The 14,290-nt window shown below is 50.9% G+C and carries 12 protein-coding genes and 1 riboswitch; of the genes, 7 read left to right on the plus strand and 5 right to left on the minus strand.

Annotated features, from left to right (window positions below; genetic code table 11):
• Positions 1–147: 147 nt before the first annotated feature.
• Entirely contained in the window at positions 148–1,182 is a 1,035-nt protein-coding gene (locus IIA05_06085; GenBank protein ID MCH9026671.1) for an IS110 family transposase, read from the minus strand.
• Positions 1,183–1,414: 232 nt separating this feature from the next.
• On the opposite strand from IIA05_06085, the gene IIA05_06090 reads away from it, so the two are divergent.
• From IIA05_06090 to IIA05_06105, 4 genes are all read left to right on the plus strand, one after another.
• Positions 1,415–1,561, plus strand: a complete 147-nt coding sequence (locus IIA05_06090; GenBank protein MCH9026672.1) for a hypothetical protein — start codon at positions 1,415–1,417, stop codon at positions 1,559–1,561.
• Positions 1,562–2,266: 705 nt separating this feature from the next.
• Positions 2,267–2,380: riboswitch (cyclic di-GMP riboswitch) on the plus strand.
• 51 nt (positions 2,381–2,431) lie between these two features.
• Positions 2,432–4,585 (plus strand): TIR domain-containing protein, encoded by a 2,154-nt coding sequence (locus IIA05_06095; GenBank protein MCH9026673.1) that lies wholly within the window; start codon positions 2,432–2,434, stop codon positions 4,583–4,585.
• A 664-nt stretch (positions 4,586–5,249) separates the two neighbouring features.
• Entirely contained in the window at positions 5,250–7,070 is a 1,821-nt protein-coding gene (locus IIA05_06100; GenBank protein MCH9026674.1) for a hypothetical protein, read from the plus strand.
• A 439-nt stretch (positions 7,071–7,509) separates the two neighbouring features.
• Positions 7,510–9,033, plus strand: coding sequence for a serine/threonine protein kinase (locus IIA05_06105; protein MCH9026675.1), 1,524 nt, complete (start codon positions 7,510–7,512; stop codon positions 9,031–9,033).
• A gap of 170 nt (positions 9,034–9,203) precedes the next feature.
• Here IIA05_06105 and IIA05_06110 read toward each other — a convergent pair whose 3' ends face one another.
• Complete coding sequence (locus tag IIA05_06110) at positions 9,204–9,878, minus strand: hypothetical protein (GenBank protein MCH9026676.1); 675 nt, start codon at positions 9,876–9,878, stop codon at positions 9,204–9,206.
• A gap of 114 nt (positions 9,879–9,992) precedes the next feature.
• Between IIA05_06110 and IIA05_06115 the strand changes: the two genes are divergently transcribed.
• The 3 genes from IIA05_06115 to IIA05_06125 all read left to right on the plus strand — a co-directional run bounded on the left by IIA05_06115 (position 9,993) and on the right by IIA05_06125 (position 12,958).
• Positions 9,993–10,403 (plus strand): hypothetical protein, encoded by a 411-nt coding sequence (locus IIA05_06115; GenBank protein MCH9026677.1) that lies wholly within the window; start codon positions 9,993–9,995, stop codon positions 10,401–10,403.
• Positions 10,404–10,515: 112 nt separating this feature from the next.
• Positions 10,516–10,968 (plus strand): dual specificity protein phosphatase family protein, encoded by a 453-nt coding sequence (locus tag IIA05_06120; GenBank protein MCH9026678.1) that lies wholly within the window; start codon positions 10,516–10,518, stop codon positions 10,966–10,968.
• A gap of 358 nt (positions 10,969–11,326) precedes the next feature.
• A complete protein-coding gene (locus IIA05_06125) occupies positions 11,327–12,958 on the plus strand; it encodes an AAA family ATPase (protein ID MCH9026679.1) in 1,632 nt (543 codons plus the stop codon).
• A gap of 289 nt (positions 12,959–13,247) precedes the next feature.
• Here IIA05_06125 and IIA05_06130 read toward each other — a convergent pair whose 3' ends face one another.
• The 3 genes from IIA05_06130 to IIA05_06140 form a co-directional block, all read right to left on the minus strand.
• Positions 13,248–13,646 carry a hypothetical protein gene (locus IIA05_06130; GenBank protein ID MCH9026680.1) on the minus strand — a complete coding sequence of 133 codons (399 nt, stop codon included), beginning with the start codon at positions 13,644–13,646 and terminating at the stop codon, positions 13,248–13,250.
• A gap of 80 nt (positions 13,647–13,726) precedes the next feature.
• Positions 13,727–13,990, minus strand: coding sequence for a hypothetical protein (locus tag IIA05_06135; protein ID MCH9026681.1), 264 nt, complete (start codon positions 13,988–13,990; stop codon positions 13,727–13,729).
• Positions 13,987–14,190 carry an AlpA family transcriptional regulator gene (locus IIA05_06140; protein ID MCH9026682.1) on the minus strand — a complete coding sequence of 68 codons (204 nt, stop codon included), beginning with the start codon at positions 14,188–14,190 and terminating at the stop codon, positions 13,987–13,989. Before IIA05_06140 ends, IIA05_06135 begins: the two co-directional genes overlap by 4 nt.
• Between the last annotated feature and the right edge of the window lie 100 nt (positions 14,191–14,290).

Raw genomic sequence — 14,290 nt, forward strand, 5'->3', positions numbered from 1 at the left:
GTGGTATCCAGCCGCTGCAGGCATCAGTCGGACGGTGTGGAGAGCCAGGCTTTTGGACGTGCTTTTATGCACAGCAGACAGACACGGCTTCATCCAGACCACGTCCACGCCGGGACGCTCCTTTTGAGGTTGGAGTGAGCGGTTATTTCATGACCTTGCTCCCTCCGTACCCCAGCGGAACTGGGTGTCATCGAGCCACATGCGGTGGAGGATGACGGCAAGTTTTCTGGCGACCGCAACGACCGCTCGGCGATGACCGCGAGTCTTGGCGAGCTGCATCCCCCAGGCTTTCAGTGATGACCATTTTGCGCTGCGCGTTATCATGGCGTTGGCAGCGGTGTAGAGGGTGCGACGCACATCACGATCACCGGATCTTGAGATGTGGCCTGAGTTATCTATCTCACCGGACTGGAAGCGCCTGGGGGTGAGGCCGAAGTGAGCGGCCACGGTTCGAGAGCGTTTGAAGCGGTGTGGATCGTCGACCGCGGCTTTGAAGGTCAGGGCAGTGACAAAGCCCACCCCCGGTGTACTCATCAGGCGCTGACAGACCGGATCACGCAGCGCCATTTTGCGGGTACGGTTATCCAGCACACGGAAGGTGTGATACAGCACCAGTCTGGCCTCGAGCAGTGGCAGCAAGGCATGCGCCAGTGCGCTATCGGCCTCGATGGTCTCGCGCACCGCTTTGTCAAAGCTCCCATGGCCGAGCTTCGGTGGCAACTTGATGCCGAACACCTTGAACAGGCCACGGATTTCATTTTCCAGATCGACGCATTTACTGAGCACGGCCTTGCGACAAGACAGCAGTAAACGGATGTGATGACTTGCCAGGCTCTTCACATGCACCCGGCTGTACCAGCCTGAGCGCAAGACCTGTGCGATACCCCGGGCATCGTTTTTGTCGGTTTTGTTGCGCATCGCCGACAGTGCGGCTTTAACTTGCCGCGATTCCATGCAAATGACTTCGAAGCCAGCTGACTGAAGACCATAGGTCAGGTATTGGGTGAGCGTGCCGGCTTCCAAGCCGATCCTTGAGACTGGGTAGTCGAGACCGTGTAAATAACCGGCAATGTCTTCGACTTCCGAGTCCAGTTTCGCTTCAGCCTTGATCTTTCCGTGATCATCGATGATGCAGATGTTGGCTGATCGTAATGAGACGTCGAGTGCTGCATAGTAATTCATGGTGTTCTCCCGCTTGGATGTGTGTGAACATCCTAATAGGAGCCAGGCTTCTATAGGCCCGCCCGATTACTAATGCTTCTGGCCGTAAGCGGCCCTTCATTTTCGTGGTTTTCGAGCAGTTCGAACGTCCGCTTTCCGGAAAAGCGGACATTCGCCATGCTCCGCCAATTTCTGCACAGATAGCAGATTTTCTCAGGCTGAAACGAACTTATAGGCAGCCCATCCTCAGGCAATGCTCATCGAAATCTACATCGAAGCCCTGCTGGTTGATGAGGAGCAAGCTGATTTGGTTTGGGGGGCTTGGTTTGCTGGGGAGATTGACGACGACAAGGTACTGCTAGCGTGGTTTAGAATTGCAGCATATCGCGAATCCAGCTAATGAACTGCTGTGCCGCCTCAACGATTGAGTCCTTGTTTCTTACAAGCTCTCTGAACGCGAAAACCAAGAACCCTCGCATGACCATGTTGGGTTCTACTGGCACATCTGGGGCGGGGGCTTCCTCTATTGCCGCCACCCCAGGAAACACAAAGCTTTGGGCCGCGACGAGTAGCGGGAGCGGCGTTCTCCGATTCGTCCAGTTCATCGACTGATTAGAGGGAAGCCCTTGCCATGCTGCTATGGGCACGCTTACTGCATTTTGGCCTGGGGGGAGTTGGTCAGTTTCATCCATGCTCGAATAATACAGGAAGTTCCGTCAGTTCCCACAACTGCAAAATCGGGCCTGAATGCAGCCCTTCTTGCCGATCTGCGCGCCGACGAAATCGGCGTATTTCTGCACGGGATTTTACCTAAACAATACCTAAGTTCAACGAGTTTCGGTCACTTACCACATAACTCATTGAAAAATATGGCGTCCCCAGGGGGATCTGGACGTTGCGCTAACGCCAGATCTCGGTATCCCCCTCAGGATCGAGATCCGGCGTGCCCTGAAGTCTACCACCGCCACCCCAGTAGTGAGTGAGCGCAATAGATTGCGCTCTGGTCCATGACTGGGATTTGACTTGGTAGACAGTGTCAGAAGGCTAATGCCCGTTTAGGCTAATTGTGGGGCCATCTGACCAATCTTCTACTATACTTAGTGATAAACAACAAGGCCAAACCCGCCGAAAGACGGGGGCGAAAAGTTACGGGTCCTCGTTTCCTCCGAGAAGTTACGGACGACCTCCCGAAGGACCCAAAGACAACCGGGCTGTCGAAGCTACAGCCGCATTGTCCGTGGAGCAGGCCCGAAGTTGAATGGAGGTACCCATGGCCAGCTTGTCGGAAACGGGCGATCATCGATACCAGGCCTTTATCAGCTACTGCCATCAGGATGAAAAATGGGGTGTCTGGCTTCATAGGGCGCTGGAGGGGTATCGCGTGCCCCGCTATTTGGTCGGCAAAAACACCGCGCACACACTAATCCCCCGCCGCCTCACCCCGATTTTCCGCGATCGTGACGAACTGCCCACCGCAACTGACCTGGGTAAGGTCGTCAATGAAGCCTTACAGCGCTCAGCGTGTCTGATCGTCATCTGTTCGCCGCACGCTGCCCGCTCCCGCTGGGTCAATCAGGAGATTCTCAGCTTCAAGCGCTGGGGTCGTTCGGATCGCATCTTGTGCCTCATCGTCGAGGGCGAACCAAATGCAGCCGACAAACCAGAGCTGGAAGCCGAGGAGTGTTTTCCCGAAGCCTTGCGCTACGTTCTGGGCCCGGACGGGGCGCTGACTGACGCACGCACCGAACCGATTGCCGCCGATGTGCGGCCCCAGGGGGACGGCAAGGCCACCGCAAAGCTGAAGTTAATCGCCGGCCTGCTCGGTGTTGGTCTTGACGAGCTGAAGCATCGTGAACAGCATCGTCGCCATCAGCGCATGGCCGGTGTCACGGCGATGGCATTAGGCGTTATGGTAATTACAACTGTACTGGCAATAAAGGCGATCGTTGCTGAGCGCGAGGCACTACAACACCGTGCTCAAGCTGAAGGACTGATCAGTTTCATATTGGGTGACCTGCGAGAAAAGCTGGAGCCTATCGGTAGGCTCGACGAGCTCGATAGCATCAGCGACAAAGCGTTGGAATATTTTGCCTCACTTACCGACAAGGACATTACGCAAGAGACATTGGCAATACGAAGCAAGGCACTGCGTCAAATTGGTGAGGTCCGCATGGCGCAGGGGCACCTCGGTCCAGCCATGGAAGCATTCCAGCGGTCATTATCGGATGCAGAGCTGCTGGTACAACGCGAAGCTGAGAACAATGAAGCACTGTTCTTATTAGGTCAGGCTCATTTTTGGATCGGTTACGTTCATAAGGAACAGGGCGATCTCGACCGCACGCTGCAACATCTTCAGAGGTACATGGACGTTTCGAAAATGCTGGTCGAAAGAGAGCCTGAGAATGAGAGGTGGCAGCGTGAACTTGGTTATGCGTATACGAATCTGGGTGCAGTTTATAGTGCACGCGGCGAAACCGATAATGCGCTCGAGCAATTTTTAGGTGACCAGGCGATCGGGAAAGAACTGGTAGCCCGGAATCCCGATGACTTGAACATGCAGTTCGATCTGTCCGAAACAACATCGTGGGTAGGTTCGGCGCTAAGCGCGCTCGGCGATTTGGATGGTGCACTCGAACAGTTTCATGAGGAAGTCGCGATCAAAAACAGATTGGTTACCGCAGACTCTCAGAATACGGGGTGGAAACGGCGCTTGAGCCTCGGCCACCGGAGAGTCGGCGAAATTCTCGAGGCACAGGGTAAGTTGAACGAGGCGATCGATAGTTTTCGGACTGCGTTGAGAATCAGCGAAAACCTGGTTTCGCTGGACCCGAGCAACGCCAACTGGCGGCGGGACATCGGCGTGCTGCGGGCAGGCATGGGCCGCATTGCACTCGCACTCGATCATCCTGAAGAGGCCCTGATAAATTTCGGGAACTACATGCGGATCATCGAAACCCTGCTTGCCGAAGATGCCAGCAAAACCCGCTGGCAGAGAGACCTGGCTGATGGCCGCATCCTCACCGGGAACGCCCTCAAGGTAAATGGCCACCTCGAAGACGCGGAATCTGCTGCAAAAAAAGCAGCTGAAGCTTTGCTAAGTCTTTTATCTGAACATCCGGATGATCGTGAAGCTACACGCTTGCTCAGTGAAGCGTACCTGCTCGATGGTCAGTTGCTAGCGCTGTCAGGTAATGATGAACAGGCACTTGCGGCCTGGTTAGAGTCACTCGAGCTCATTGAACCGCTGGCGCGAGCGACCAAAGATTATCGAATTCTGAATATAGAGGCACAAGTGCTTCTGCACCTGGATCGAATTGAAGAAGCGAGCCCCATTGTCGAGCAGCTTGCAGCGATGGGATTTGCGAATCCGGCTTTTGTCGGCCTGCGCGATAGCAAGGGCTTATCGGCAAGAGCCGTTCCATAGCGGAATGTGATCGTGATGGAGCGCTAACATTTTGTATTTGAAAAAAACCGCCATCACGAAGCACACAAGGCGCTTCGGCCGGTTCGATAAACCATATTGTCGGGCTTTCCGAGCGAAAATTGAAATAAACAACAGGAGATACTCTGATGAGAATGTTTAATGTATCGAACGATGGAACAAAAGTGACTTGTGTTCCAGAAAGAATGCATGCGCCACGCGGGTACGAGGAAATTGCGATTTGCCTTGACAAGAAATCGGAACGTAGGTACGAACTAATTGTGTCAATTGGAGAAGACCCAGATAATGCGCTCACGTTCCAGCCGCTAACTTCGTCGATGGTTGTGCTGCAAAACAATAATTGTTCGCCTAGTAAAGCGAAGTTTAATATTGGACTGAAGCCGTTGCCACGGTCCAAAGCACGTGCGCTCGCGCCACTTGATCCACATATTGTGAACGAATAAAAAAAAGGCGATTACTGGCCAACCTCAGTTGACGTTGGATAAGGATTGCAGTTGATCGTGCCTCTGCCGATGCCGAAAGATCTGTATCGGCACGGCTTGGCGAGCGACGCGGACAGGTGGGAGTTCGACCGGCTGGTTAGCCAGGCAGAGGTGTTCGAACTTGGGTAAAGTCGCTGCTCGCCCACCGGGAGATATAAGACACCGTGCAAGAGATCATCGCCACGGAGGCGGGACGACCAATCAGGCCGGACGCCGCGGCCCCGGGCCGCGGCGAAAGGGTGATATCGGATCTCGAACTCATTGAACCGGTGTCGTTGGTCGTCGGCGTCACCGGCCACCGCGACCTGGTCGAAACCGAAATCCCAGGCTTGAGTGACCGGATTCAGAAGTTCTTTGAAGAGATTCAAGAACTCTGCCCGCATACGCCGGTCGGCATCCTCACCCTGTTGGCTGAAGGCGGCGACCTTTTGGTTGCCAAGGTGGCCCGGGCGCTCGGGCTGCGGCTTGTCGTGCCCTTGCCCGTGCCAAGGGACCTCTACCTGCGAGATTTTGGTAGCGAGCAAGCGAGGAAAGCGTTCGAAGATCTTTGCCAATATGCGAACGTATTCGAGCTGCCCCTGGTTGACGGCAATACCTTGGCGGCCGTGTCTCGCGATGGCGAAGCGCGCAATAAGCAGTACGCGCAAGCCGGCGTTTATGTGGCCAGTCACTGTCAGATATTGCTGGCACTTTGGGATGGCAAACCATCCGAGGAACTGGGTGGCACAGCGCAGGCCGTGCAATACCACATCACCGACCAAATGCCCGAATTCCTCGAGGATCGGAAGACGGCACAACAGTTATTGGCCGAGGACGAAAACGATCTCGTCCTGCACCTCGTCTGCTCACGGGATCAGGCGAACGGTCAACCGGCAGAGCCGCTGCAGCCCCTCCAGACCCGCTGGTTGAGCTCTGATGCCGACCAGCCGAGCTCTGATCAACTCCCCCGCCGCTACCAGCGAATCTTTGCGAGAACTGATGAGTTCAATCAGGACGCGCTCAAATACAGCGCCAGGATCGCCTGCGAGAAAACCGATCTGATCTCGCCCGATGAATACCACAAGCTGAATGCCAATGATCGGCGCGTGAATCAACTTTTCTACGCCGCGGATTGGCTCGCCGATCACTATCAACACCGCTTGAACATGGCACTGCGGGGAACTTATCTCATCGCGGTGCTGATGGGACTGTCGTTTATTCTGTACGCTGATCTGCCGAACTACGACTATATGGTCTATGTGTTTCTGCTCTTTTTCGGCGTTGGTTTCGCTTTGTATCTGTTAGGGGAAAAACGTGACTGGCATCGCAAGTATTTGGATTATCGGGTGCTGGCGGAGGGTTTGCGGGTGCAATTTTTCTGGCAGATCGCCGGTGTCAGCGCTGGTTCTGGCACCGAGTTCGCACACGATAATTTTCTCCAGAAACAGGACATCGAATTGGAATGGATCCGCAATGTTATGCGGGTTGCCAGTCTCCACCGCAGGGCCCGCGTCGGTCCGAGCATCGAATGCGGCCTGGATGAAGCGATCAAGCGCTGGATTGGCGATCCTCAAAATGAAACCAACAGCAGTCAAATCGGTTACTACGCGCATAAGGTCACGGAACGTACGCGTCTACACATGATCACGCAGGTGATCGGCAGGGCCTGTCTGTGGGCCGGCATTGCAGTCGCGGTGGCACTCGCCTTGTTTCAACACGTGCTCGAGGATGAGGCGCGCAATGCCTTGATTGTGCTGATGGGAATCTTGCCGCTGATCGCCGGTGTGCGAGAAGCCTATGCGCATACGAAAGCGGACAAAGAGGTGATCAAACAATACCATTTCATGCACAGAATATTTGGCAGCGCGGCGCGTCAACTGGCTCGTGCCGAAACGACCCAGGACAAACTCAGCATTCTCAAGGCCCTCGGTAATGCCGCGCTCGACGAGCATGCGGAATGGATATTGATGCACCGTGAAAGGCCGCTGGAGCACGGGAAGTTGTGAAACGACAGACTCTATTGCGCGTTGAGCGTCTGGCCTCAAAAAGGTGATGCGGCAGCTGGAAATGGAGTCGCTTACACACGAAACATGAGCGGCCATAACGTCCGCTTTTGGCTGCGATTTCAACCGGTCGACGCAACACTTTAACTAAAACGCAGAAGATGGCGTGTATGCTGATGAATCAAAGGAGACGTCGAGGTCTTCACGGGGACAGAGAAAGTGGAGCTGTGGGACCGCTGAAAGCGAGGAGGGGCGCTGAAGTCGATTGGGCGAGCGTTTGGCGAACCCTCATCGTCTGTTTATCACCAGTTGACGCCGCACAGGGGGATCGAAACCCCAGCAGAGAGGATTAACACAGGTGTTGCGTCGACCGGTTGAAATCGCAACCCAAAGCCGACACTGGCATTGATTAAATCTGGCATGATTTTGAAACACTGATTTTATGCAAACCATTAAACTAATCCACGAGATATGGGAGATAGATACGAAAAAAGCCCTAGGTTCACCTGGGGGCTTCGGTGAAGTTTTCCTAGGCAAAGGCAGCAGTGGGGAAGTAGCAATCAAGCAACTTAAACTAACCGCCACTCAAGCAGCGCATCGTGAGTTACAAATAGGACAATCTCTTTTCGAGCGTTCGCTACAACACGTCGTACCTATCCTAGATTATGGTCAGGATGCTGACTCTGATCGTTATTATATCGTCATGCCAGTCTGCGATCGGAGTTTACAAGATTACATCGATGACAAAGGCGTTGGTTCTCCAGCCGATTGCATCGAGATTCTATTAGCTATTCTTTGCGGGCTTAAAGAAGCGAAAGACATTACCCATAGGGATATAAAACCATTAAACATATTGATGCACGAGGCAAAATGGAAAATTGCAGATTTTGGCATTGCCAAGTTTGTGGAAGACTCTACATCCCTGGAGACTCTGAGAAACAGTCTCACACCGGCATATGCTGCTCCGGAGCAATGGTTATTGCAACGCCCTACTAGTGCAACAGATATATATGCTGTTGGATGTATCGCACATGGTCTATCAACAGGTGCTCCGCCGTTTTCTGGTGATGTAGATTCACTGCGCGAACAACACCTAAAAGAGACCCCGGAATCTCTAGACAGCTTGCCTGCAAGCGTACGCGGTTTGGTGTCTCAGATGATGCGAAAAAATCCTGATATTCGGCCGAGTTTAGAGCGCTGTATAACTGTGCTTGAAAATGCAAGAGGCGGCGAACCGCAGAATGTTAGAGGGGTCGAAAAAAGACTTGCTAAAGCAGTTAGTGAACTTGCAGTTACACAAGCTAGAAAGGAAGCTGACCAGCAGGCAAGAGACGAGCGAAGACGTAATAGAGAGGCCGTTTTTGATGAAGCTGCGAGTGAGTTGGCCCAAATAAAAAAGAGACTATTTGGCGAAATAAATCATCACGCTCAAGATGTAAGGGAAAACACCTCCAACGACTCCGTTCTCCGAATTGGAAATGCTACTCTAGCTTTTGATACAGCAGAAAGCGCATCGAGTGTCAGAGGATTGATAAGGAGTGATCTCGAACAGATTGGAGGAAGTGCAGGCTGGGGAGTGCATAAACAACAATCGAAATGGGACATAGTTGCCTTTACTAATATCTCAATTGAGCAAATAGGTGATCATAACTTCTATAAACGTTGTGCAAATATCGTTTTTGGCAGGCCCAGCAATGATTCTGATTACCGGTGGTATGAAATGGCATTCTGGTCCTTATCTTCGTCGCCAGTCGGATGGGCCGACAGTTACCCATTTTGCCTAGACTATGTATGGGAGATTGATGAAGCTCTTTCCAGTGTAATGGCCGTGAATAATCTAGCCTATGATCCTGTGCCCATAGACGCTGAAGACGCAGATTCCTTTATAGAATATTGGATGGATATCGTGACCCAAGCAATTGTCGGCAAACTTGTGAAACCCTCACATATGCCAATGAATCGATAATCAATAGTGTATTTGAGTGTCGCCATTTGGCCGAAAGCGGACTGTCAAAAATCGGCCTTTGCTCAAATCGAGCGTCCGCTATACACCCGAAAGCGGCCATTGGGATGGTAGAGTCCTGAGCGGCCGCTAACGGCCAGAAGTGGACTTTATTTTTGTTCGCAATAGGTTTTCTATATCTGCAAATTTATTCTTGCTTCTTCGGACATTCTTGACCAATCGTCCGACACGCTACCAATGCGATTACGATTATTAGTTCCTTGCTGACTTGGGTGAGATTGCGCCCAGATTCTGACTTCACCATGGCTAAATGGCGAATCGATTGCTTGAGTTAAGTAATCGACTCTATCCATACCAATGCCTTTGCGGATGGCATTAATTACGTCTTTGCCAAGGCATATTACAACTTTGGGCGACACCACTTCTATCTGAGGAATGGCGAACTCAACGGCGGCGGCAGTCAAATCTCTCATCGGAATTGATGCATTCATTGCACCCTTCTTAATGAAAGGAAAAAGGTTGGTTCCAAAGGTGTCCTGCAAGGAGAGGCCAAAGTGGACCTTCAAAAGAGCCCTGAGATTCTTATTTGTCCGCACGCTCGGATCATATCCGAACTCAATGCTATCCCTGCCGTGCTCACCAACTGGGCCGCTGAGCTGTTCATCTGAGCTCCAATCTTTGAGAATGAACATCACTTCAGCGTCAACGTTACCGGCTGTTTTGGTATATGGCGATACGTGATCGCACTCATACACACCGTCCCAGTAATCACCAATACCTGTATAGCCCTCATAGATTTTGGATTGACGCAATTTCGCGAGCGCAAGTAGTTGTTCAGACTTATTCACTTCATTATTGTCCCAAGTGGCGCCAATTGATACATTATGCTTGTGAGCAGCGATCATACAACGAAGCTAGTATTCACCTGTTCAAGGCAACGCCCAACGCATGAACCTGATGACGTGGAGGATCTTGGTCCGGTAAAATATCCAGAGTTCATTAATGTCTTCAGAAGCATTGACTGGCGGTATGAGGCGAACCAAGCAGAATGGGCCATGAAAGCGTCACCGACTATCGCGGTCACAAACCAAAATGATGGGTGTACGCTCTGGGTGTCCGCAATAATTGCAGGTTCTTGTATTGATGTAGACGCAGAGCCAGACGAGCGGTTCAAGGTAGATAAGTACGAACCTTGGTATTCAGTGGGGATGAAAGATCCACCAGAGTTCTCAAACATCACAGTTCTTGATCCTCATGCCATTGGCGACGAGTTCGGTTTCACGGCGTGGGCGACTGAACGCGTCGAAGAGTGCTTCGAGTGGTTCTTCGAGGAAGACTATCAGAGCCTGTACCAGTTATATCGCTGGGTATGATCAGGCGGCTGCTCCTGGCCGAAAGCGGACGTGAGGCGCAGCCCTGCATACACCAATTCCGAATTCATACTGGGTAGAATCTGGCTCACTTCTGGCCGGCGAATACCCGGGGATGCGTTCTGAGCACCTGTCAAAGTCCAAGCTGGTCAGGTTTCTTGAGTCAGGTGTCACATACTTTATTGATCTCACCGAAGCGGGAGAAATACGCCCGTACGAACCGGACTTGGAAGGGCTTGCAGAAGATCGGGCTATCGATGTCTGTTATCGGCGCTTTCCCATACGAGACGGGGGGGTACCTCCGCACCAGGATGACCTACAACAGCTCCTGAACACCATTACAGAGGCTTTGTGTGCACGCCATGTCGTATACATCCACTGCCTGGGTGGAATAGGCCGTACAGGTCTGGTTGTCGGTTGTTATCTTGCAGAAAAACATGGGAGCGGTCCGCAAGGACTCGCTAAATTGCAGGGATTTTGGACAAAATGCGAAAAATCCGCCTATCAGACAACAACGCCGGAAACTGAAGAACAACGCCAGTGGATCCTGGCCTGGGGGAGTGCGTAAACCGCGCCATAGCGTTGTTTCTGTGCCATTGGCTAGATTCGCTCAGAAGGCCGGGCCTTCGCTTGGCGGGCTTTTTGGCCGTGATGTGCCACATAGGACTTTGACAACAAAAATTAGTGACAAGTGTGACTAGACGGACGTGACTCATCCGGGCAAAAAACACGCAAAGGACGGAATAATGGCCGGAATGGCTACAAAAAGGGCCTTAAAGTGCGCCATTTCCGCTGCGCGTTAGCTCCCGATTTTTAAGATAGTGACACCAGTCGCATTTTGGCGTAGTTAATCCCAAGCGATTTGATGGTGATACATAGCCTTGACGATATAATCAACTGGTTTTTCAGTTAGAGCAGAATTTGAAATGCGCGATTTTCGGCTAACCCTTAAGAATTACCGGTGTTTCAGAAATGATGTACCCGTATCCATCGATTTACGAAGAGGTTTTACGGCATTAGTCGGGCCTAATAACTCTGGCAAGTCTACAATATTGAAGTTTACACATGAGCTAAAAGACCTTTGGGGACAATTTGTCCCTCAAAGTGGGGCTATTGGGACCGCGCTAAGAGGTGAAATGATAGGGGTAACTTATCGTGATGTCAGTGATCCGTTGGAGCTATTTTGCAATTCAAATTCAGATGGACTTTCATTCAAAATTGAACTATTAGAGACGGAACCAGTTGTGCCCGGCACACAACCGATCGTCGGTGTGTCGGGTTTTGCAGAGCGGGCAAGCCCAACCAATTGGAAAATGCAATTCTTGTATGGCGCTAAGCGTAAGCAAGTTGATTCTGCCTCATCCAATAGAAAGCACCCAATATGGACCTCAGATCCAAACCAAGCTTTAGCCGTCTGGGGAAATACGCAATACGACTTTTCGTCGATATTAGAGTTACTGTCTCAGCTTAATCGATGTCTCTATATTCCGCCGTTCCGAAATGCAATCAACGAAGGATCAGGAACGTACTATGGAATAACCGTTGGTAGTAGTTTTATAGAAACGTGGAATACTTGGAAAGGAGGTGGAAGGATATCGCAAGCGAAGGTAATTGAAAATGTTACGGAGGACATAAAATCATTGTTCGCTTTTGAAAAATTTGAGGTAAACGCATCAAGCGATAGAAAAGAACTACGGGTAAATATCGACAGTCAACCATACAGACTGGCGGAGTTAGGGTCTGGATTGGCTCAATTCATAATAATATTTGGGAATGCTGCGATATCGAAACCTCCTCTGATAATGATCGACGAGCCGGAATTAAATCTGCATCCGTCGCTTCAAATATCATTCCTTTCAGCTTTGGCGCGGTATGCAGATGGAAATATCATTTTTGCAACTCACTCCGTAGGACTGGCGAGGTCAACTGCTGAGAGTATTTATTCATTTCGATTAGGGCCAGGGCGAGTACCGATTGTTTCTAGTTTTGAACAAACGCCAAATTACGCGGAATTCGTCGGAGAGATGTCGTTCTCTGCATTCAAGGAACTGGGTTGTGAATCCATTCTGCTTGTAGAGGGAGTGACAGACGTAAAGACGTTCCAACAATTTCTTCGGAAACTCAAGAAAGAAGCAAGTGTTGTCGTGATACCTCTCGGCGGAGATGCAATGGTATGCGGTGGAAGAGAGATTGAATTGGGAGAATTAACGAGGATCACACCAAAGGTCTTCGCTATCGTCGACAGTGAGCGTAAAGGGAAAGGCAAGGCGCCATCGAAAAATCGGAACGAATTCAAAAAATCATGCGAGAACCTCAATATTACCGTCCATCTTACAGAGCGCAGAGCGACGGAGAACTACTTCACAGACGAGGCAGTGAAGGCGGCTTGCGGTGAGAACTTTTCAGCGTTGGGAGATTTCGAGAATCTGAAATCTAGCTCAAATGCGTGGAACAAAACTCAACACAATTGGCAGATTGCAAGTCGGATGACAAAGGAAAATCTTGAAGACACCGACGTAGGTCGATTTCTAATTAGTGTCTTAGACATACCGAAGTAAGGGCGAGAAGGTAAGGGCGACTTTTGCAATCGCTGTTCTAGCCATCCCTAACAGACTATGTTTGTACGGTTATTATTGTAGGTAAGAGATTAGGGGCCGTGGGTTTCAGGATGCCCATGCAATTGAGCTTCACATTTGAATGAATAATCCGGAGATTTGGAATAAGGAATAGAGCAATACCCAACCCAACCTTGCCTAACCTTTCCTATCCTAACCCCCCCTACTTAGGTAGGGGTGTACGTTATATACAGCAAGGTATACAGAGGATTCGCTTGGCAATTTATTTGGGTCACCAATCATCGTCTGGAAGAACTCGGACAAGCTTTGCAATTCGGCTGTATTGATTTTCTTCGGGTAGAGGATTGTTTTGGTAATCCCAGGTGACCACCTCTAATTCGCCCATGAGGCGTTTTCCTTTAAGCGTCTTGAAGGATATACGATCTCGCCGACTCGCCTCTCCGATTACTTGCCTGAATTCGCGAACTAGGTGACAGTTTCTACTAGCGACATAGTTTCCATATTTGCGTGGCGGCCCAATTAATCGCTGGACGTTGTAAAAGCGATCGACGAGGAGACTGGCGCAGTCATCAGGCGCCACAATCGCACAATGCACGATGACCTTGGGGTTACCAAAATACATAGCTGTTTCATAGTAGAGATATCGAAGCTCATATTCGCCATTAGGCACAGTAATACACCGTCCAGATATCTCGCCACCACCATTAACAGGCTCCTCCGTAGGGGGAGGCGCCTCGTGGTCATCGCCCTTCATTTTACTGGTCGAAAGCTAGATGAAATCAACTGTTCATAGCGTTGGACAAGGCTGGATACGGCTTCAATAGCATTAGACAAGGTATTTGCCGGATGCAGCCTGATATCGCGGTGGACACCGTCCTCCAGCGCGTTGCCAAATGAATTGAACCATCGGTAAGGTTGCCAGGACTGCTCCCTATCACGCATTCGCGGTTTTTGCAGTTCCCAAACCCATTTCGTGCCAACAATTCGGGTTTTTGGGTCAAGTTGGATGATCATGACTCGTCACCTGGACGGGACGCGTCTATTTTGGATTGAATCCAAGCCTCCACACTATCGGAATCCCAACCGACCGCACGGTCACCCAAACGGAATTGCCGTGGAAATTGTCCCAGAGACATTTTCTGATAAACAGACGACCTGGAAAGTCCTGTGTGAGATAAAACTTCGTGAAGTCGCCAAACAATTTTTCCAGACATGATCGTATCCTATTAAGCGAAAAATGATCCTTAACAGGACCTGGTGCGGATCAAATCGTCAAGTTATTGAGTAAAATAGAAACTTAGATAAAACAGTATG

This window comes from Pseudomonadota bacterium, assembly GCA_022572885.1.
Classification (GTDB): domain Bacteria; phylum Pseudomonadota; class Gammaproteobacteria; order Steroidobacterales; family MnTg04; genus MnTg04.